Here is a 20,985-nt window from a genome sequence, read left to right on the forward strand (position 1 = left end):
CTCCTACTACTTTGCGTAATCTGGTTTTAAATCAAGTTTATGAGTTGACTTAATAAATCTTTGAGTGCCAGAAGGAAGTCTTAAAACTAAGGTGTCTGTTGTTGCAATATTTCCTTCGTAATATTTTACTCCCTCCAAAATTTCTCCTGATGAAATTCCGGTAAAAGCAAAAATTACTTCATTTCCCTTTACTAAATCATCAATTTCATAGATTTTATTTAAGTCAGAATGAAGCTGTCTGCATCTTTCTTCTTGTTTTTCATCTGAGGGGTGAAGTCTTCCTTGGAAATCACCGCCAAGGCATTTAAGCGCTGCTGCTGCAATAACTCCTTCAGGTGCTCCTCCTCTACCCATTATTAAATCTACTCCTGAATTATCAAAACAGGTTTCAATGGCTGTAACAATATCACCATCAGAAACTTTTTTAATTCTTGCACCCATTTTTCTAATAGCCTTAATTATTTTTTCATGTCTTGGTCTATCTAAAATTGCAACCGTAATATCTTCAACATTTTTATTTAATTTTTCTGCAACTCTTTTAATATTTTCTTCAACACTATCATCAAGTTTAATGGCTCCCTTGGCCTTTGGTCCGCAGGCAATTTTATCCATATAAGTATCAGGAGCATTTAATAGGCATCCCCTTGGTGCCACCGCAAGAACAGCAATTGAATTTGTTCCGCCCTTGGCAACAGAATTTGTGCCATCAATTGGATCCACAGCAATGTCAATTTCTTCTTCTCCAGATTTAGTGCCTATTTTTTCTCCAATATAAAGCATGGGGGCTTCATCAATTTCTCCCTCGCCAATAACTACTGTTCCGTCAATTTCAACTGTATCAAACATTCTTCTCATTGCATCAACAGCTGCTCCGTCTGCTCCATTTTTATCGCCTTTTCCAAGCCATCTGCCAGCAGAAAGTGCTGCTGCTTCTGTAACTCTTGCTAAATTTAGTGCTAAATTTCTATCCATTATTTTATCTCCTTCTTATAAACTCTATTAAAATCTTCCTTAAATTTTTCTAGTCCCTTAACTGTTAAATCATGCCTAATCATTTCCTTAAAAATCTTATAGGTAATTGTTGTTATATCTGATCCTACAAGGGCAGCTCCTCTTACATGACTTACATTTCTTACTGAAGCAGCTATAATTTCTGTTTCAATATTATGAAGAGCAAAAATCTTTTTAATATTTTCTACAAGTTTTAAACCGTCTTCTCCAATGTCATCCAGTCTTCCCATAAAGGGAGATACATAAGTCGCTCCAGCTCTTGCAGCAAGAAGAGCCTGACTTTCAGAAAAAATTAAAGTTAGGTTTGTTTTAATTCCCTCTTTAGAAAGAATTTTTAAAGCCTTTAAACCCTCTTCTGTTATTGGAATTTTAATAATTATGTTTTTATGAATTTTTACAAGTTCTCTTGCTTCTTTAATCATACCCTCACTACATTCTGCATTTACTTCAGCAGAAACTGGACCATCAACAAGCTCACAAATTTCATTTAAAACATCTTTTACAATACCTCCATTTTTTGCAATTAAAGATGGATTGGTTGTAACTCCGCTTAAGACTCCCCATGTATTAATTTCTCGAATTTCGTCTATATTTGCCGTATCTATAAATAATTTCATTTTACTCCCTTTCTATAAGACATACAGCCTGAGCCGCAATTCCCTCTTCTCTTCCAGTAAAGCCTAATTTTTCTGTTGTTGTAGCTTTAATGGAAATATTACTTGGAGAAGTTTCCAAAATTTTCGCCAAAATTTTTCTCATTTCTTCAATATAATTTTTTAGTTTTGGTTTTTCACAAATTACAATTGAATCAATATTACTTACCTTGTAATTTTCATTCTTCATCATTTGAAAAACTTTTTTTAACAAAATTTTTGAATCAATATCCTTAAATTCTTCATCATTATCAGGAAAGTAAAAACCAATATCCCTTTTTCCCATAGCTCCCAAAAGGGCATCCATAATTGCATGAATTAAAACATCAGCATCTGAATGACCTAAAAGTCCGTACTCATAAGGTATTTCTAAACCACCAATAAATAATTTTCTATCGCTTGCGAATTTATGAACGTCATATCCTATACCTATTCTCATCTTAACTCCTATTTAAAATTGCCCTTGCAAAAATCAAATCTTCTCTTGTTGTTATTTTTATATTTTTATAGGAATTATCTATTAAAAGAATTTTTCTATTAGTCTTTTCAACAAGAGAACAGTCATCGGTTCCGTAATATCTCTCTCTGTAGGCCTGATCATAGGCCTTAAGTAAAATATCTGACAAAAAAACTTGAGGCGTTTGAACTTGCCATAAAAAATCTCTATTTGGAGTGTAATCAACTGTTGTTCCGTTATAAGAAACCTTAATAGTATCCTTGGCCCTATTGGCTAGGGCTGCTGCTCCAGTAACAAAAACTTTTTCTATGGCTTCATCAATTTTTTCAACAGAAACAAAGGGCCTAGCCCCGTCATGAGTTAAAACTATATCCGTCTTCTTAGGCATATTTAAAAGGCCCTGATAAATTGAATCTTGCCTTTCCTTGCCCCCATAAACAATTTTATAGTCCTTGTATATTTTATACTTGGAAATAATTTCTCCCAAATAATTAATATCTGAATGTTTAATGATTAAAATTATAAAGTCAATGTATGATGATGCTTCAATTTTTTTTATGGTGTGGGCAAGAATTGGCACATCATCAATTGTTAGAAACTGTTTATTTATGCCTAAATTCATTCTCTTGCCCATGCCAGCAGCAGCAATAAAAGCAGTTACAAATTTTCCCTTAATCATAAAAACCTCAATCTTCTACTTCTTCAAATTTTATATTATCAAGAGCATATTTTAAAAGCTCACTTGCAAGAGGGGCGGCAACCTTTCCTCCATAATCTGCAATATTGGGAATTACAACCGAAATCGCAACTTTAGGATCATCTGCTGGTGCAAAACCAACAAACCAAGCATTATTTTTTCCTTCTGTAATGTTAAACTGAGCCGTTCCAGTTTTACCAGCAACTTGGTAACCCCTAACATAGGCTTCAGTTCCAGTCCCATTATTTACAACATTAACCATCATGTCCCTAATTAAATTTGCATGTTCTTTAGTCATAACTTCTGAAAGGACTTCTGGATTTCTCCTTAAAATATTTTTTCCGTCAGAACCGTCAATACTCTTAACAAGATAAGGTTTCATCATAAGCCCTTCATTTGCTATTGTTGAAGTAATTAAACACATTTCAAGGGGGGTTACTAAAATATCATCATGACCCATGCCAGCTGAGCCAAGTGCAGTTTTATCAAAGCCTTGCCTATTATAGGACCAAGTAGAAACTTCAAGAGGCAAATCAAAGTCTACATCTTTATTTATCATAAATTTTTCGCAAACTGATGAAAAAATACTTGTGCCTACATCAATTGCCTTTCTTATAAAATAAGTATTTATTGATTTTGTAAAGGCTGTTTTTAAATTTATATGTCCATAGGCCTTGCCCGTTGAATTTTTAAATTCCCTACCATCGTCAACTTTTTCTACACCCTTATCTATATAATTTTGCGAAATTCCTGACTCTAAAATTGCAGCAGTTGTTACAATTTTAAAAACTGAACCAGGAGCAAATTTCCCTAGTGTAGAATTATTAAATAAAGCTCCGTTATTTTTTTTATTTATTTCTTCCATGTCCTTGGCAATATTTTGGGAATTGAAATCAGGAATGGAAACCATGGCAAGAATTTCTCCCGTCTTCGGATTCATCATAACAATTGAACCCTTTTCATAATTGTCGGCAAGAACCTGTCTTACTTTCTTTTGAAGATCAGTATTTGTTGTTAAGGTTACTGAATCTCCCATATTTAAATCCATATTTTTATTTACAAGGGATTTAAAGGTCTTTGCAAGTTTAGATCCATTTTTCCCAACTAAATATTCATTAAATTCTTTTTCTATGCCATATTTAGAAACTATTCTATTGGAATAGCCTACAATGTGTGAATAAATTACCGGATAATTATAAACCCTTTGATACTGATATTTTTCTCCTGTAGAATAGGCAAGAACCTTCCCGTCCCTATCATAAATATTTCCTCTTTTAACAGAATTTTCAGCAAGTGCCGGCCTTCTGTTGGCAGGATTCTTTATAGCATCTTGAGCCTTGAAAATTGTAAAATAAGTTAAATATATAACTGGTGATAGGAGAAGAACTATAAGAAATATGAGAAGTATTAAAATTCTTTTATTTTCATTTGTTTTCATCTTTGATTCCCCTATCATATAAATAAGATAAGTCTTCACCTGTAAACTGCAAAATTCCAAGAGCAACAAAGGACGAAATCATAGCAGATCCCCCATAGGATACAAAGGGCAGAGTAAGACCTGTTGAAGGAATTAATTTTATAACTCCTCCAATATTTAAAAAGGCATGAATTGCAAATAAAACTGCAACTGCAACTGCAAGTATTCTATAAAAAATAAATTCTTGATTAAGGGCAATTTTTACTGCCCTATAAATTAAAAGCATAAAGAGCATAATTATACCAATGCCCACAAGTATTCCCATCTCTTCACAAATAACTGCAAAGATAAAGTCTGATTCATTAACCTGAACCTGATTTGGATAGCCAAGTCCAATCCCTTGACCAAAAAATCCCCCTTCTCCAATGGCAAAAAGCGACTGAGTTATTTGCCCCGCTTTTCCATCTATCATTCCCATTGGGCTAAGCCAAATCTCAACCCTGGATCTAACATGATAAAATAAAAAGTAGGAAGCTATCCCGCCAATAACCATTAAAAGTAAATTGCTATAAAGGCATGTCTTGTCCTTGTCATAAATAAATTGCAGACAGGTATAAATTGCCATAAAGACAACAGCTGTTCCTAAATCTTTTTGTAAAAATAAAAATCCCACAAAAATATACATTACAAGCATCAAATAATAAGACGAATGTTTGACACCGTGTCTTTCAAGTTTATTTTGAAATTTTGTATAAAAGGAAGCTATTAAAAATATGGTTAAGATTTTTGTTATTTCTGAAAGCTGAATGGAAAAAGCATCATTACCAAAGACAATCCAGTTTCTAGCACCCTTAATTTCACTACCAAAAATAAGAGTTAAAAGAAAAAACAATATGGATAATAAAAGATAAAGACTTGTAAGATTTTCAAGCCTTCTCATGGCTCTAATGACGAAATATGTTAAATAAAATGATAAAATTCCAACAAGGGCCCACACGAGCTGTTTTAAACCGAGGGTCGGTGAAATTCTATAAATTGTTATAATTCCAATAGTTAAAAGCATGGACACAATTAAAAATAAATAATTATCTCCTGTCGAAACCCTGCCCAAAACCAAATTTGAAATGTAGACAATAAGAATAAGTCCTATAAATAAAATTACTATATACCTGTCCAAGTGTTTGTTATTGAAAAAAAACAACAAAAAAATACTTAGAAGTTCAAATATTAATAAGAGATTTCCCGGTCTCCTATTTTTCAATAAAAAACTTAACATCTATCTGTTCTCCACAAAAATAAATTGAATAAATCCAACCCCAATTTTGTCACCATTAGAAAGTTCAAATTGCTCATCAGGATTTATTATTTCTCCATTTAAATAAGTGCCATTTGCTGAATGAAGGTCTTTTAAATAAAAACTGCCATTAATTTCTTTAATAGTTAAGTGATTTTTGCTGACAAATTTATCCTTTATAACAATGTCATTTCTTGATGACCTGCCAAGGCTTATTAAGCCTCCAAGCACATAATATTCCTGCATCTTAAAGGATAAGGAGTCGAGTCTATTGACAACTTTTAAATAGGAATTGTCAAGTGAAGATCCCCTTTTGCCCATTTGTCTTATATCTAAATACATAAGCCTTAAGATACTAAAGATAAATAGATAGATAATTATAATAAATATGTATCTTAAAACCTGGGATAATAATTCAAACATATAAAACTCCTAATAAATACTTATTACATTATATACTTTTTAGGCCTATATTGCTAATAATTTTTTTTCACTTAATTTTTAGCAAATTTTAGGAAATTTTGTTAAACTAGAGGTGGTGATCTTATGTTTATAAAAAGTATTAGTTTTTATAAAAATTCTTATGAAATTGAATTTTCAAATTTTGAAAAGGTAAATATAATTGAAGATACTCTAGTCAAATTTAATCTCTATAAAAATTTGGAAGTTGCAGATGATTTTCCCCAAAAATTAAGGGAAGAAAATAATTTTATTAAGGCCTTTAATTTGGCCTGCTCTTATTTAAAAAATATTAAGGCAACAAAAGATGTTAAAGATTATCTAAGAAAAAAAGAAATTCCAGATGAAATTATTGAAGAAATAATATTTGGGCTTGAAGACAAGGGATTTTTAGATGATTTAAACTACTCAAAGCTTTATATTCGTGATAGTCAGAAATTAAACAAATATGGTCAAAATAAGATTAAATATAATTTAATTTCAAAAGGTATTGATAAATATACTGTAGAAGATGCTTTAGAAAGCCTTGATTATGACCTTGAAAGAGAAAATATTAGAAATTTGTTTACAAGAAAAATAAAAGATGACTATAGTACTGAAAATATTAATAAGGCTGTAAAATATTTAATAAATAAAGGTTATGCTTATGAAATGATTAAGGATTTTTTATATGAAGTCAGACAGGAATATGAATAATTACTTTGTCTATATCCTAAAGTGCAGTGACAATTCTTTTTACACTGGAATTACAAATGATATGGAAAAAAGGCTAATAAATCACAACAAGGGTATCGCTTCAAAATATACAAGGTCCCGCCTTCCTGTTAGTCTTATTTATAAGCACCCCTGCAAGGATAAGTCAGCAGCCTTAAAATATGAAATTGCCATAAAAAAACTGCCGAGAACAAAAAAAGAAAAACTAATCAAGGGTCTATTATCCTTTGAAGATATAAAAATAGAGAAATGACTATCTTCTGCCATTTCTCTTATATCTGTTTTTATTTGATGATGCAATTCCAATAATGAGGGCAAATATTAAAGATATAAGCCCGGAACTGACTCCAATTACAAAAACTATTAAATTATTTAAACTTTCCTTTTCAAAAAGTTTATCCGTTACCATAAAAATTGAAAACATACCTATGAAAAATAACATAAGACCCGGAATATATTTTAAAAATTTCAAGTCCCTGGCTGTAAAATTAACTATAAATGTTAGGATAATACCTAAAATAATTATGCCTATAGTCAATATAAAATAATCAGCATTTGCTGTAATTAATTCTTTTATTTCACTCATTTTACACCTCTAATTTTTTCTGCTTATTTCTTTTTGCCAAAGCCTTGAATACCTACCCATGGCCCATTGGCTCATAATAATATCTGCGTTGTCTCCTATTTCCCTTTCAAAAAGTGGATTTTCAATAATATCGCCTTTTTCTATATTATATATCTTTAGCATGTCATTTTCCAATGTTATTAAAAATTTATTGTCAGGAGAAATAAAAGCATCCTTAATCCTAGAATGAAATTTTTTTATTTCATTCATGGGAATTGGCAGTGAATTATATTTATTTATTGATGTTGGTAGAACGAGATTTAAGTCAAAATCATTATAGGTATTTTTTTCTTCATTATAATTTCTACCCATTAATTTCCAAAAACCATTTTGCCTAAAAATTCCTATATTTCTTGAGTCTTCTAGTCTATTTTCAATATCTAATAGATTTTCCCCTTGAGTTTTATCTGGATCTATAAAATCTTTAACTTCCAAGGCTTTTTTTGATTCTAATTTATCTATTTCATAAATTCTTAATTTTTTAATCCCCATATTTGTATCATAATTTTCAATATTTATTATGTCGTCAGAAATATAAATAATATTTTTAAGGACATTTCTATCTTCAATTTGAATGGGTTTTTCCTTGGTTTGAGATTCATCAATGCTGTCTAGTCTCTTTTTTATAATTAAATTATCAGTTGTTTCGTTTCCCTTAAAAAGTCTTTGTATTTCAACTTCTGAAAAACCATCAAGTCTAGGAAGCAAAATATTTGAACTTTCATAAAGATTTTCAACTCCAGCATCTGAAAATTTAATATAAATTGTCTTGTAATTATAGGTTGGAAGCTTGGAAGTGTCTGGAATTTTAAGACCTAATAAAAGGCCGCTTTCAGCTTTTGATCCCAAAGTTTCTATGGATGCGTCAATGTTTTCATCTTTTTTACTGGCAATAGCAAGGCTAAGCTCATTATCTTTAATCTCATCATCAGATTTAGAAATCTGAAAAATAAATCCATTTCTAAAGATAAAGGCCTTATCTTCAGTAACTTTAATAATTTCATAGGCCCCCAAATCACTTTGCTTTATGGAAATGGCATAGGCGTCCTTATTTTCAACGCTTAAAATCTCATGATTTAAATTATATTTGTTGTATAAATAATTTTCTAAATTAATTTTCTTTGTCTTATAAATAGGACCTTGAATATATTCTCCTGCAATAAAGGATTCTTTATTGGCGAATAAAACGTCCATACCTATAATTTCCTTGCACATAAAATTGTCATTTGATAAATTATCTGAATAAATATATTTAGTAACAACCCACTTCCCATAAATTGGAGGTTTTACAGTTTCAGGTGTTTCTATATTTGATCCCTCCGGATTAATAAAGGAACAGGCTGACAAAAAAACCATTAAAATTAAGATTATTATTTTTTTCATGCACTTTCCCCCTCTCCCTTAATGGGAATTTGTAGTTCAACTGTTGTTCCAATATTTTCTTCAGAGAAAATTTCTAAATTGCCCCCATGCATCTTTGCAATTTCGTCTGAAATTGAAAGGCCAAGGCCAGAATGGGACTTTGAATGTTTACCCTTATAAAATTTTTCCTTAACATGTTGCAAGTCTTTTTTTGACATACCACATCCATTATCAGAAACCAAAACTAAAAACTTATTATTTTCTGATCTTGACTGAACTTTTACCCAACCCTTTTCAAATGTAAACTTTATGGCATTATCAATAATATTAATTAAAAGCTGTTTAATCCTATTTTCGTCACCAATTGTAAGGATGGGTTCTTCCATAAGTTCTGTTTGAAAATCAATGCCATTGGAATTTGCCCTTGGCTTCATTTGCTTTGCGACATCATTTACAGTTTGAGAAATATCAAAAAGTTCCAAATCTAGGGTCATTCTGCCAGAAATATATCTTGAAAAGTCAAGAAGTTCTTCCACCATTTTTGAAAGTCTATCACTTTCATTTTCAATAATTGTAAGGCCTTCATCCATAAGTTCCTCTTCAGATTTTGAATCCCTTAAAACTACAGCCCAGCCCTTAATTGATGTTAGTGGAGTTCTTAATTCATGGGAAATAGAGGATATAAAATCATTTTTAATCTTATCTTTTTTTACAATTTCATCTGCCATAACATTTAAGGCCTTGGCAAGTTCACCAATTTCGTCATCTTCCCAAGACTCCTCACTTTTTTCATACTGGCTATTTGACATCCTCTTAGCCATTTGAGTGAGACGGCCAATTGGTTTAACAATTGATTTTGAAAGAATAATTGAAACAATGGCAGTAATTATTGTAAGGATTATAGAAAAAATTATAAGACTCAGCACTGTTTTTATTATTGATTTATTAGCTTCATTTAAAGAAGAAATAAATCTTAAATACCCAATAGTTTCCCCTTTTGAATTAATAAGAGGACTTGTTAGGGCCATAACTTGGGCGGAAGTTTTATTGTCAATCCCAGTCCAAACCCTTGAAGAATTTTCTTTTGCAGCCAAAAAATCATCAGTAGCAATTGGATCCTTATAAATAGCACCTATTGAGTCCAATAAAACATAGCCCTTTAGATCTAAAATTTGCACCTGAGCCCTAGTATAAGTCCACAAGAGGTCATTATCATCTAAAATTATGTCATTTAAGGAATTTTCAGAAAAATTTCTATTATAAATGGAAATAGAAAATTTAAGCCTATTTTTCAGCTCATTTTCTACATTTTTATAGTAAAATTTTTTAAATCCTATAAGTAAAAATATATCAACAATAATAATTGTAGTTACGATTATGATTAAATAACTTTTTACAAGTCTTTTACCTATTCTGTTTTTCAATTATTCACCTTGCCACCTGTAGCCAAGTCCCCAAACTGTTTCAATATATTCAGGCTTGGCAGGATTTTCTTCTATTTTTGCTCGAAGCCTTCTAATGTTTACATCAACAATTTTTGAATCACCAATAAATTCCGTTCCCCATACAATTTTTAATATCTCATCCCTATTCATGGCCTTTTTGGGATTTTCCATAAAAATCTTCATGATTTGAAATTCCGTTGGTGTAAGTTCAATTTCTACTCCATCCTTATAAAATTTTCTGGAATAATAGTCTAATTTAAAGGCACCTTGGATAAGCATATTTTCAGAAGCTTCCTCATCATCTTCTTCAAGTCTTCTTTCAAGAGATTTTATTCTTAAAGTTAATTCAGTTGGATTGAAAGGCTTTGTCAAATAGTCATCAGACCCATATTGAAAGCCCATAATTTTGTCATAATCTTCAGCCTTAGCTGAAAGCATAATAATTCCAAGTGATGGAAATTCAGGCCTTAGGGTTTTTAATACTTCAAAGCCATCAATGCCGGGAAGCATTATATCTAAAACTAAAATTTTAGGATGCTCTTTTCTAGCAATTTCAATTCCCTCTTCGCCACTTCCAGCTTCTAAAATATTGTAACCTTCTCTTTCTAAATTTATTTTAACAAATTTTCTAATCGCTTCTTCATCTTCAACTAATAAAATTTTTGTTGCCAATCTATTCACCTTCTTTAATTAATTATAAAGAAAAAAACTCATAAATTCAATTAAATGAAAATATGAGTTTTATAAAGTATTATTAATTTTTTATTTAACGCTATAATTTGGAGCTTCTCTTGTAATTGTAATGTTGTGTGGGTGATTTTCTTGAAGTGATGCTTGAGAAACTTTAACAAATTTTGTATTTTCTCTTAGGTCTTCAAGATTTTTTGCTCCGCAGTAGCCCATACCTGATTTTATACCGCCTACTAATTGATAGATGATGTCCCCGACTTTTCCCTTAAATGGAACTCTTCCTTCAACTCCCTCAGGCACATATTTTTTTGTTTCAGTTTGGAAATATCTATCGCTTGATCCTGAACTCATTGCTCCAAGTGATCCCATTCCTCTGTATGTTTTAAATTTTCTGCCTTCAACATAAAGTTCTTCGCCTGGTGATTCTTCAGTTCCTGCAAAAAGTGATCCCATCATTACTACATTTCCACCAGCGGCTAGGGCCTTGGTCAAATCTCCTGAATATTTTATACCGCCATCGGCAATAATTGGTATGTCATATTCTTTTGCTGCTCTTGCGGCTTCCATAATTGCTGTAACTTGAGGAACGCCAACACCTGTTACAACTCTTGTCGTACATATTGATCCAGGACCAATACCAATTTTTACGCAGTCAGCACCAGCTTTAATTAAATCTACAGTCCCTTCATAAGTTGCAACATTACCTGCAATTAATTGGATATCAGGGAAGGATGATTTAATTTCTTTTATTGTCTTAAAAACTCCTTCTGACTGACCATGGGCAGTATCTATTACAACTGCATCCACTTTTGCCTTTAAAAGTGCGTCAACTCTTTCAAGAACATCTTTAGTAACTCCAACTGCTGCTCCTGCCAAAAGCCTACCTGATTCATCTCTTGCTGAATTTGGATATTGTTCATGTTTTTCTATATCTTTAATTGTAATAAGTCCCTTTAAAATATTATTTTCGTCAACTAAAGGAAGTTTTTCAATTTTATGCCTTTTTAAAATTTTAAGGGCTTCTTCAAGGGAAATTCCCGGATGACCTGTAATTAAATTTTGGGATGTCATAACCTCTTTTATTTTTCTTTTGTCATCAGTTTCAAATCTTACATCCCTGTTTGTTATTATGCCTTCAAGATGATTTTTTTCATCAACTATTGGAACTCCGCTAATCCTATATCTTTCCATAAGGTCTGATGCATCACCAATGGTATGGTCTTTTGAAAGAGAAAAGGGGTCAGTAATAACGCCGTGTTCACTTCTCTTTACCTTATCAACTTCAAAAGCCTGCTTCTCAATGGACATATTCTTGTGGATAATACCAATTCCACCTTCTCTTGCCATGGCAATTGACATCCTATGTTCAGTTACTGTATCCATTCCTGCTGACATTAGGGGTACATTTAATTTAATTTTTCTTGTAAGATTTGTTTTTAAATCTACTTGATTTGGTAAGACACTTGACCTATTTGGCATAAGTAAAATGTCATCAAAAGTTAATCCTTCTCCAAAATATTGCATAAATCCTCCTCTTTTTACTTTTCTTTAACTTCAATATCAATAGTTTCAGGTGAGAGTGATAGGAGTTCAAAACCCAGAGGTAATGAAACTTCAATTGGAAATTCGCCTGATTCTGTAACTTCATTTAAATTAATGTTCAATAAAACTTCGCTTGCTTCAAGTTCTCGATCCGTTTGTCCCTTATATTTAATTAAAATAGGTCCATCATAATTCATTTTATAGGAATATTTTTCATCTTCATTTAATAAATTAACTTTTGGATCGTCTATTCTTAAAATTTTTCCATTGCTTATAAGCTGACCTAAATTGTCATTAACCTTAAATTTAACTTTTGGATCCACTAAAGACACATTTTCAGGTAAGTTTAAGGATAAATCATTAGTGCCTTGTCTTATGTTATCAAGGGTAATTTCCTTAGCATTAATATAATCAACACTATCTATCACATCAGAATTTCCTCTTATTGTAACAGTTTTTGGTTCTACTGAAAAGTATTCTGTATTAATATTTTCCGGTATATCTCCAATAATATTTAATTTAATGGGAACAGTTTTAACCTTTAATATGGGAACTTCAATTTGAACTGTTGAGGGTTCAATTGTAAGATTTTCTACTTGCTCACCCTTTGAATCATAGGCAATCATCTCTGCCTTTAAATAATCTGTCTTTTTAAGGTTTGTTACATCAATTGACGCCTCAACTTTTTCAACTTGATTTATGAAAGTTGATGGCCCGCTTACTGAAACTCTTTCTTGTTTCTTTATATCTCCGAGAGAGAAATTTGTGGCTGGTTTTCCCTTAACTACAATATTTGCCATAAAAGCTTGGCTTGCCCTCTTGTCGATTTTAATGGGGATTGTTGCAGGATCAAATGCCTTGATTTTTATGTCTGACTGAATTGAAGATACATCAATTGGGAGAGAAAATTCCCCTGCTGAATAGTCTGACAAATCAATTTTTGCAGAAATTGAATCTTTGGCATAAGGCATAGTATTAGAATAAGCTTCAACTGTAACATTTACCTTTGCTTCTTTGGGAGAAATTATAACAAAACCCCTTTGCTTTAAATCATCCATTCCTTCATATACAACATTTATATTTCTTAGGGTCTTAGTCTGTAAAATATTAGTTTCTCCTCTAACATAGGCCCATAAAAGGACTGCGAAGACCAGAGATAAAATCCTAAGCATCCATTCTTTTCTACTATTACTTTTCATTACCTTCACTCCATTTTTTTAGCTTATTTAAAATTGAAGAGCCGTCATTTATATCAGGTCTATAGATTTCAAGTAAAAGCTGTTCTAAGGTTTCTAAATCTAAATACCTTGAAATAACACCATCAGAAGCTGTTGAAATTTGACCAGTTTCTTCAGAAACCATAATTGAAAGACAGTCGCTTCTTTCAGAAATTCCAATTCCTGCCCTGTGTCTTGTTCCAAGTTCTTTAGAAATAGCCTTGCTATCGCTTAAGGGAAGAAAACAAGCCGCCGCCAAAACGACAGGCCCCTTTATAATAACAGCTCCGTCATGAAGAGGTGTGTTTGGTATGAATATATTTATTAATAGGCCACTTGATACATTGCCATTTATTTTTGTTCCCGTTTCAATAATTTCTGTAAGTCCAACTTTTCTCTCAATAATTATTAAAGCACCAATTTTTTGCCTTGAAAGAGATCCAACAGCATTGCAAATCTCTATAACAACAGCAGGGATTTTTTCTTGGTCACTTCCAAAATTATTTTTTATGGAAGAAGTCCTTCCTAAAAATTCAAGACCACGACGCAATTCAGGCTGAAAAACAATTATGAGGGCAAGAAGTCCACCAGTTATTAATTTAGAAAATATCCAGTTAATTGTATATAGTTGGAAAAATTGTGAAATTAGCATAAAAGCCAAAAGAATAATAATACCTTTAAAAACCTGCTCGGCTCTTGTGTTTCTTATTAAATTTAAAATGAAGTAAATTAAAATTGCAACAATTGCTATGTCAATTATATCTCTTAAATTTATAAATGATAGATAATGGGTTAAATCGTGCATTTTACCTCCTCGAAATCATCACTAAAGTTATTATAATACCTATACTAATAATTATATCACCAAGGCTTATGACCTTGGGCATGATATATGGTTTTGCCAGGGGAATAATATCTCCAAGAAAAAATAATTTTGGATTTTGGAAAATTCCATGGCTTAAGGATTTTCCGCCTTCAATAATTTGAAGGGTCCTTAAATTTCCTATCCTTTCAAGAGCCCTTAAGGATACGGGCATTTTTCCATTAAAAAGAATTGCCAGCATATTAAGTAAAAGTCCAAATCCTATAAAAGTCATTCCTCTTTTTTTGTAATTTACTATGAAAAATAAAAATACTAAAGCTAGTCCCAAAAGGTGGAAATAAAAATAAGTTTCTACTAAAAAATAAGATGGACTGCCAAAATCTCTTGCCGTAAAAAAATTTATGGCAAGTAAAATAAAGACGCCTCCAAAGGCAAGACCTATTCCTTTAAATTTCATATTCCAAATTTTTTCAAAAGATCCCCTAGCAAAGTAAATTATAAGTAAAGAAATTATAAGAGCTTCTAAAATCATTTTACCACCTAAATTAATAATATCATAAAAATTGTAAATTTTTTATAGTATGAAAAATTTTTATAAAAAAGATGCCACAAAATGTAGCATCTTTTTAATATAATTCAAAGCCTATTAGTAGCCAAATTTTTAGTTTTCTTCTTTTTCAGCTTCTTCGGCCTTTTCTTCTCTTTCTTGAGCTTCTTCATTTTCTTCAGTTTCAGCTGTTTCTTCTGAAGAAGCTTCTACTTTTTCTTCAACTTCTTCTGCATTTTCAGAATGGTTTTCTTCTTTTTCTTCTTCGCCTACTCCTTCTAGTTTAGAGGAGTCTAGTGAAAATCCTAAAAGATCACCAATTGTTGTATTAAATTCATCAGCTTTAGGTTCTTGAATTTGTTTCTTTGGTTTTTGTTCTCTTTGTCTTCTGGGTCTTTCTCTCTTTTCCTTCGGCTTTTCTTCTTTTTCAATTGGTTCTAAAAGTTCCTTAATTGATAAAGAAATTTTCTTATTTTCTTCATCAATTTCAGTTACCTTAACTTCAACTTCTTCGCCAATTGATAGTTTGTCTTGTGGTTTATCAATGTGTTCTCTTGAAATTTGAGAAACATGTAGAAGTCCGTCAATTCCTTCTTGAAGTCTAACAAAAGCACCAAAGTCTAAAAGATTTACAACCTTACCTGTAATTACATCGCCAACTTTAACTGAGCTTGTAAATTTATCCCATGGCTTTTCAGTAGTTTGTTTTAATCCAATAGCAATTCTATTTCTTTCTTCATCTAAATTAAGAACTTGAACTTTAACTACATCTCCTGGAGAAACTACTTCTTGTGGGTGTTTTACTCTTGACCAAGAAAGTTCAGAAATATGAATAAGTCCGTCAACTCCTCCAATGTCAACAAATGCACCAAAATTTGTAAGTCTTTGTACTGTTCCTTCTATAATATCTCCAACATGAAGATTTCCATAGATGGCAGCTTTCTTTTCTTCAAGTTCCTTTAAAAGTAAATTCTTTCTAGAAAGAACAATCCTTCTTTTCTTTTTATCGAAGTCAATAATTTCACAAACGAAATCATCACCAACAAATTTACTTAAATCTCTTTGGAATTTAATTGTAACATGGGATGCTGGAATAAAAGCAGAAATGCCCTTTAGGCTTGCAGTTAATCCACCTTTTACTTGGCTCATTACTTTTGCAGTTACAGTTTCATGATTATTAAAAGCTTCTTCAAGTTCATCCCATACTTTCATGTCTTCTACTCTTTTTGTTGATAGAACAACATTTCCATCTCCGTCATCCATCTTTAAAACATAGACATTAATTTCATCGCCTTGTTTAAATAAATCTGAAGGATTAACATTAGGATCATTTGACAGTTCTTCTTTGGAAATAATTCCATCAGATCTGTAACCTAAATTAACCATAACTTCATTGTCTGTAACATAAAGAACTTCTCCTGTTACAATTTCGCCTTTTTTAATTCTTTTAAAAGAATTATCAATGGCTTCCATCATCTCACCTTTGTCAAAATTTTCCATACTACTAACAGCCTCCTTGATTACCGAATCTGGCGTGGATGCACCAGCGGTAATACCTATTTTATTAAATTTCTTAAAAATATTTATATCAATATCCTTTATTGATCCAATTAAAAACACATTTTTGCATTTTTCGCTTGCAACTTCAGCAAGTTTTTTAGTATTAGAGGATTTTTTACCACCTAAAACTATAAGTGCATCAACTTTTTCTGAAAGTTTTTTTACGCTTTCCTGCCTTTCAAAAGTTGCGTTACATATAGTATTATAAACTAAAACTTCGTCTTTTGAAATGTTTTTTATAAGATTTGTTAATTTTTCAAAATTTTTTTCAATTCCTGTTGATTGAGAAACTATACAAATTTTTCCGCTAGGCACAATTAAATCTTCTTCTCTTGAAAAAATAAAGGCTTTATTGTCGCAATAAGAATTTATGCCCTGAACTTCAGGATGATTTTTATCACCAATAATTATAATATTATAACCCTTTTTATAAAAATTATCTACAATCTTGTATATTTTTTCTACCTTTGGACAGACACAGTTAATTATTTGGTTATTATTATTTTTTAAAATTTCAAGATTTTCTCTTGGTGCTCCATGACTCCTAACAATAATTTTTGAGTTATGGACATTTAAATTTTCTAAATCTTTAACTCCCCTGTCCTTTAAAGAATTTACAACTATTTCATTGTGCACAAGATCTCCATAGGAGTAGGTCAGATTATCAGCTGCATCAAAAGCCATTTTAACGGCTCTTTTTACACCGCCACAAAAACCCGAATGATCAGCTAGGTAAATTTCCAATTTCTTTATCACCATAAACCCTTCTCATAATATCTTGTGATATAAGTTCATATTCTTCATTTTCAGGCCTTGCAATCTTAGACATATCAATTGGTTTTTTAAAAATTATCCTAAATTTCCCAAAAATTCTGTAAGTCCCTTCAAGTTTAACTGGCAAAACTGTAGCTCTTGCCCTATAGGCAATAATTGCTGTTCCCTGTTTTACTAAAGCGTAATTTTTTTCCTTGACTCTTGTCCCTTCAGGAAAAATTCCCAAAACTTCTCCATCTTTTATGTGTCTTAGGGCAGTTTTAATAGCCTTAACATCAATACTAAATCTATCTACGGGGAAAGCCCCTAAAGCACCTATAAATTTCCCAAATAATTTATTTTCATAAAGCTCTTTTTTTGCCATCCAAAAAATTTGCCTTTTAAAGAAAACTGAAATCACAACTGGATCTAAATTTGATCTATGATTTCCAACCACTATTAATTTGTCAGTATCGGGAATGTTTTCTTCTCCCAAAATTTCAATCCTATAAAAAATTCTAAATAAAAAGTAGAAGAGAACTTGTAAAAATCTATACATGTCCCTCACCTATTTTTGAAATAATTAAATCAGCTGTTTCTTCTCCATTTAAATCTGAAGAATCTATAAATGTAACGTCATCGCCAACTTTGAGTGGAGAATTTTTCCTATTCATATCATTTTCATCTCTCTTTTTAAGGTCTTCTAATATTTTATTGTAATCAGCTAGCATATTTTTTTCTAAAAGCTGGTCATACCTTCTCTTTGCCCTAACTTCAGGTGCTGCTGAAAGGAAAAATTTATATTTTGCATGGGGAAGAACAACAGTTGTAATATCCCTTCCCTCCATTACGCATGATTTTTTTTCAGCAATTTTTCTTTGAAGGTCAACAAGCTTTTCTCTAATAAAATCAATTTTTGAAAAGTCAGAAGTAAGCCTTGAAATTTCTTCACTGCGTATCTCAGAAGATACATTTTTTCCGTCTAAAAATATGTCTTGGCCTATAAAATCAATGGAAGTTTCGCTTAAAATTCTATTAAAATCCTTAGGATCAAAATCTTTTAATTTTAAAGTTACAGCCCTATACATGGCTCCCGTATCAATATAAGATATGTTTAATTTACGAGATAAAATTTTTGCCACTGTTGACTTACCGCTTCCGGCAGGACCGTCTATTGCAATATGAATCATATTTCCTCCAATAAAAAAACACTACTTAAAGTGTTTAATTAAATTATATTATAAAATTTTGATATAAACAAGGGAAAAGCTAGAGATTTAGACCTGCCAAATATCCTGTTGCATTTGCAAGCTGAATATTAAATCCTCCTGTAAGGGCATCAATGTCAATTATTTCTCCTGCAAAATAAAGTCCCTTAACTTTTTTTGACTCCATGGTGCTGGGATCAATTTCTTTCGTTGAAATTCCACCACTTGTTACTATTGCCCTATTTATATCTTCTAAATTTTTAAATTTTAAGTCAAAGAATTTTAAACTATTTCTTAAATTTTCCCTATCCTCTTTTGAAATTTGATTAATTCTTTTGTCTTCCTGAATTTTTGACGCCTCTAAAATATATTTTATTAAATCCTTTGGCAGAAGATTTATTAAAACGTTTTTTATTTTCTTGTTGGGATTATTTTCAAAATCCCTTAAAAGTCTTGCATCTAATTTATTATGGTCCAGAGCTGGTTTTAGGTCTAAAAATAATTTTATATTTTTTCGCCTATTTATTTTTGATGACAGACTTAAAATTATTGGTCCGGAAACCCCTTTGTGGGTAAAAATCATTTCTCCAAATTCTTTAGCAATTAATTTTTCTCCCTCATAGGCAGAAACTTCCACATTTTTTAGGGATAGACCGGCAAGGTCAAGGAGGTTTTCACTTTCCACTCCACATAGGGCTGGCAGCGTTTCAATTATCTTATGACTAAAATTTTTTGCAAATTTATAGCCATCTCCCTTTGAACCAGTTTCCCTATAAGAAAGGCCACCAGTTGCAAGGACAATTTTATCAAAATGAAATTTTTTATTTATTATAAAGTCCTCATTTTTTTCAAGAGAAAACACTTCTGTGTTAAGTTTAATTTCTACATTTCTATCCTTAAGCATTTTTTCATAGGTATTAATCACATCAGAAGCCTTATCTGATTTTGGAAAAACTCTATTTCCCCTTTCAACTTTTAATTTTAGGCCGTAAGATTCAAATAAATCTATGGTCATAAAGGGATCAAAAGAATAAATTGCAGAATAGGCAAACTTTGCATTTCTAACTATATTAGGAAAAAATTCACTAGCTTCAAGATAATTTGTTAAATTACATCTGCCCTTGCCAGTTATATATAATTTCTTGCCAAGTTTTTCATTTTTTTCAAAGAGGGTAACTTCATGATTTTTTCCTCCAACAAAAGATGCCATCATTCCTGATGGCCCTCCTCCAATTACGGCAACTTTCATAATTTTTTCTCCACTAAATAAACAATCGGCGGATTGTTAATCTCATTAAAAAATTCTCTTTTTTCCACCTTAAATAATTTTTGGTCAAGCGATTTTAAAAATCTTTCAACCCCTGTCCTTTCTTCCTCTGAACCTTCGTGACCCATATAGGATACAATAATTAAAATCCCACAGGGATTTATGTCTTTTGTAGCCTTTGACAGGGAAATTACTGTTGACATGGCATTTGTTCTTATTTTTTTATCAGAACCGGGAAGGTATCCTAAATTATAAATTACTAGGTCATAAGATTCTAAAATATCAATATATTCGTGACTGGTTTTAAAAATTTCGAGATTATTAACATCTTTAAATTTTTCCTGGCAAAAATCTATTGCATCATCTTGAATGTCAAAGGCATAGACCTTTCCATTTTCACCAACGGCTTTTAAAAGTTTTTCCGTGTCATTTCCCTTGCCTAGAGTTGCATCAACAGCAATTTTGCCCTTAAAATCATTTGCTAAAACCTCGTCCACAATTTCATAATATTTTTCCTTAACTATCATTTTAAGCCTCTTAAATATTTTATTTCTTCCTTGTTTAAATACCTATAATTGCCAATTTCAAGTCCCTCTAAAGAAATTTCCCCCATGGAAATTCGCTTTAATTTTTTGACCTTGTGGCCAATATAGGAAAACATCCTTTTTATCTGATGGTTTTGACCCTCATAAATTGTAATCTTTATTATTGAATCCTTGTCAAAATTTTTTAAAATTTTAACATCGGCTTTCTGGGTTTTAAGGTCTCTAATATTAAGACCTTCTCTTAATTTATTAAGCTGTTTTCCATTTGGTCTTCCCTCTACAGTAACAATATAGGTTTTGCCAATTTTATGTTTTGGATGCATTAAAACATTTGCAAGACTACCGTCATTTGTCAAAATAACAAGACCTGTAGTGTCAATGTCAAGTCTGCCAACGGGATAAATTCTCTTGTCCGTATCAATTAAATCACAAACATTGACTCTTCCCTTTTCATCACTTGCCGTTGTCACAACTCCCATTGGCTTATTCAATATGATATAGACCATTTCATTATCAATTTTTAAAAGTTTTCCCTCAAAATATATCTTATCCTTTTGAGGGTCAACTTCAAAACCCATTTGATCTATAACCTTATTATTTACTTTTACTTTACCTTCTTTAATAAGCTCTTCTGATTTTCTTCGAGATGCTAGGCCAGCATGGGCTAAATATTTTTGTAATCTCAAATTTTCTCCTTAA

Annotated in this window: 23 protein-coding genes; 2 read left to right on the top strand and 21 right to left on the bottom strand. The window is 31.4% G+C overall.

What is annotated here, in order from left to right; translation table 11 throughout:
- Nucleotides 1–6: 6 nt before the first annotated feature.
- Genes glpX through BQ4446_RS06425 form a run of 7 tightly spaced genes read right to left on the bottom strand, consistent with a single transcriptional unit; the run spans nucleotide 7 to nucleotide 5,952 of the window.
- A complete protein-coding gene (gene glpX, locus BQ4446_RS06395; RefSeq protein ID WP_071027667.1) occupies nucleotides 7–972 on the bottom strand; it encodes a class II fructose-bisphosphatase in 966 nt (321 codons plus the stop codon).
- Nucleotides 972–1,628: a fructose-6-phosphate aldolase gene (fsa, locus tag BQ4446_RS06400; protein WP_071027669.1), complete on the bottom strand. Its 657-nt coding sequence runs from the start codon at nucleotides 1,626–1,628 to the stop codon at nucleotides 972–974. Before fsa ends, glpX begins: the two co-directional genes overlap by 1 nt.
- A 1-nt stretch (nucleotide 1,629) precedes the next feature.
- Entirely contained in the window at nucleotides 1,630–2,103 is a 474-nt protein-coding gene (ispF, locus tag BQ4446_RS06405) for a 2-C-methyl-D-erythritol 2,4-cyclodiphosphate synthase (RefSeq protein WP_071027671.1), read from the bottom strand.
- Nucleotide 2,104: 1 nt separating this feature from the next.
- A complete protein-coding gene (gene ispD, locus BQ4446_RS06410) occupies nucleotides 2,105–2,800 on the bottom strand; it encodes a 2-C-methyl-D-erythritol 4-phosphate cytidylyltransferase (RefSeq protein ID WP_071027672.1) in 696 nt (231 codons plus the stop codon).
- Nucleotides 2,801–2,807: 7 nt separating this feature from the next.
- The gene (locus tag BQ4446_RS06415; protein WP_071027673.1) at nucleotides 2,808–4,256 is read right to left on the bottom strand and encodes a peptidoglycan D,D-transpeptidase FtsI family protein; all 1,449 of its coding nucleotides are present in this window, start codon (nucleotides 4,254–4,256) and stop codon (nucleotides 2,808–2,810) included.
- The gene (locus tag BQ4446_RS06420; RefSeq protein WP_071027675.1) at nucleotides 4,243–5,511 is read right to left on the bottom strand and encodes an FtsW/RodA/SpoVE family cell cycle protein; all 1,269 of its coding nucleotides are present in this window, start codon (nucleotides 5,509–5,511) and stop codon (nucleotides 4,243–4,245) included. The genes BQ4446_RS06415 and BQ4446_RS06420 overlap by 14 nt, the downstream gene beginning before the upstream one ends.
- The gene (locus BQ4446_RS06425) at nucleotides 5,512–5,952 is read right to left on the bottom strand and encodes an FHA domain-containing protein (protein ID WP_071027676.1); all 441 of its coding nucleotides are present in this window, start codon (nucleotides 5,950–5,952) and stop codon (nucleotides 5,512–5,514) included.
- Nucleotides 5,953–6,075: 123 nt separating this feature from the next.
- Between BQ4446_RS06425 and BQ4446_RS06430 the strand changes: the two genes are divergently transcribed.
- Entirely contained in the window at nucleotides 6,076–6,684 is a 609-nt protein-coding gene (locus BQ4446_RS06430) for a regulatory protein RecX (RefSeq protein WP_071027678.1), read from the top strand.
- Nucleotides 6,659–6,955 (top strand): GIY-YIG nuclease family protein, encoded by a 297-nt coding sequence (locus BQ4446_RS06435; RefSeq protein ID WP_071027680.1) that lies wholly within the window; start codon nucleotides 6,659–6,661, stop codon nucleotides 6,953–6,955. Before BQ4446_RS06430 ends, BQ4446_RS06435 begins: the two co-directional genes overlap by 26 nt.
- Here BQ4446_RS06435 and BQ4446_RS06440 read toward each other — a convergent pair whose 3' ends face one another.
- From BQ4446_RS06440 to BQ4446_RS06505, 14 genes are all read right to left on the bottom strand, one after another.
- Complete coding sequence (locus tag BQ4446_RS06440) at nucleotides 6,956–7,288, bottom strand: cytochrome C biosynthesis protein (protein ID WP_071027682.1); 333 nt, start codon at nucleotides 7,286–7,288, stop codon at nucleotides 6,956–6,958.
- A 9-nt stretch (nucleotides 7,289–7,297) separates the two neighbouring features.
- A complete protein-coding gene (locus BQ4446_RS06445) occupies nucleotides 7,298–8,710 on the bottom strand; it encodes a hypothetical protein (RefSeq protein WP_071027684.1) in 1,413 nt (470 codons plus the stop codon).
- Nucleotides 8,707–10,113: a sensor histidine kinase gene (locus BQ4446_RS06450; protein WP_071027686.1), complete on the bottom strand. Its 1,407-nt coding sequence runs from the start codon at nucleotides 10,111–10,113 to the stop codon at nucleotides 8,707–8,709. Before BQ4446_RS06450 ends, BQ4446_RS06445 begins: the two co-directional genes overlap by 4 nt.
- Complete coding sequence (locus BQ4446_RS06455; protein ID WP_071027688.1) at nucleotides 10,114–10,806, bottom strand: response regulator transcription factor; 693 nt, start codon at nucleotides 10,804–10,806, stop codon at nucleotides 10,114–10,116.
- A gap of 90 nt (nucleotides 10,807–10,896) precedes the next feature.
- The gene (gene guaB / locus BQ4446_RS06460) at nucleotides 10,897–12,348 is read right to left on the bottom strand and encodes an IMP dehydrogenase (RefSeq protein ID WP_071027690.1); all 1,452 of its coding nucleotides are present in this window, start codon (nucleotides 12,346–12,348) and stop codon (nucleotides 10,897–10,899) included.
- Nucleotides 12,349–12,362: 14 nt separating this feature from the next.
- Nucleotides 12,363–13,565 (bottom strand): CdaR family protein, encoded by a 1,203-nt coding sequence (locus BQ4446_RS06465; RefSeq protein WP_071027692.1) that lies wholly within the window; start codon nucleotides 13,563–13,565, stop codon nucleotides 12,363–12,365.
- Nucleotides 13,555–14,388 carry a diadenylate cyclase CdaA gene (gene cdaA / locus BQ4446_RS06470; protein ID WP_071027694.1) on the bottom strand — a complete coding sequence of 278 codons (834 nt, stop codon included), beginning with the start codon at nucleotides 14,386–14,388 and terminating at the stop codon, nucleotides 13,555–13,557. Before cdaA ends, BQ4446_RS06465 begins: the two co-directional genes overlap by 11 nt.
- Before the next feature lies 1 nt (nucleotide 14,389).
- Nucleotides 14,390–14,938, bottom strand: a complete 549-nt coding sequence (locus tag BQ4446_RS06475) for a DUF5317 domain-containing protein (RefSeq protein WP_071027696.1) — start codon at nucleotides 14,936–14,938, stop codon at nucleotides 14,390–14,392.
- Between the two features lie 129 nt (nucleotides 14,939–15,067).
- Complete coding sequence (locus BQ4446_RS06480) at nucleotides 15,068–17,272, bottom strand: bifunctional 4-hydroxy-3-methylbut-2-enyl diphosphate reductase/30S ribosomal protein S1 (protein ID WP_167632542.1); 2,205 nt, start codon at nucleotides 17,270–17,272, stop codon at nucleotides 15,068–15,070.
- Entirely contained in the window at nucleotides 17,238–17,825 is a 588-nt protein-coding gene (locus BQ4446_RS06485) for a lysophospholipid acyltransferase family protein (protein WP_071027698.1), read from the bottom strand. The genes BQ4446_RS06480 and BQ4446_RS06485 overlap by 35 nt, the downstream gene beginning before the upstream one ends.
- Entirely contained in the window at nucleotides 17,818–18,456 is a 639-nt protein-coding gene (gene cmk, locus BQ4446_RS06490; protein WP_209019096.1) for a (d)CMP kinase, read from the bottom strand. Before cmk ends, BQ4446_RS06485 begins: the two co-directional genes overlap by 8 nt.
- Nucleotides 18,457–18,535: 79 nt before the next feature.
- Nucleotides 18,536–19,723 (bottom strand): BaiN/RdsA family NAD(P)/FAD-dependent oxidoreductase, encoded by a 1,188-nt coding sequence (locus BQ4446_RS06495; protein WP_071027700.1) that lies wholly within the window; start codon nucleotides 19,721–19,723, stop codon nucleotides 18,536–18,538.
- A complete protein-coding gene (gene mnmM, locus BQ4446_RS06500) occupies nucleotides 19,720–20,268 on the bottom strand; it encodes a tRNA 5-(aminomethyl)-2-thiouridylate-methyltransferase MnmM (RefSeq protein WP_071027702.1) in 549 nt (182 codons plus the stop codon). Before mnmM ends, BQ4446_RS06495 begins: the two co-directional genes overlap by 4 nt.
- A complete protein-coding gene (locus BQ4446_RS06505) occupies nucleotides 20,265–20,972 on the bottom strand; it encodes a pseudouridine synthase (protein ID WP_071027704.1) in 708 nt (235 codons plus the stop codon). Before BQ4446_RS06505 ends, mnmM begins: the two co-directional genes overlap by 4 nt.
- Nucleotides 20,973–20,985 lie beyond the last annotated feature (13 nt).

This window comes from Peptoniphilus raoultii (genome assembly GCF_900099555.1).
Lineage (GTDB): Bacteria > Bacillota > Clostridia > Tissierellales > Peptoniphilaceae > Peptoniphilus_A > Peptoniphilus_A raoultii.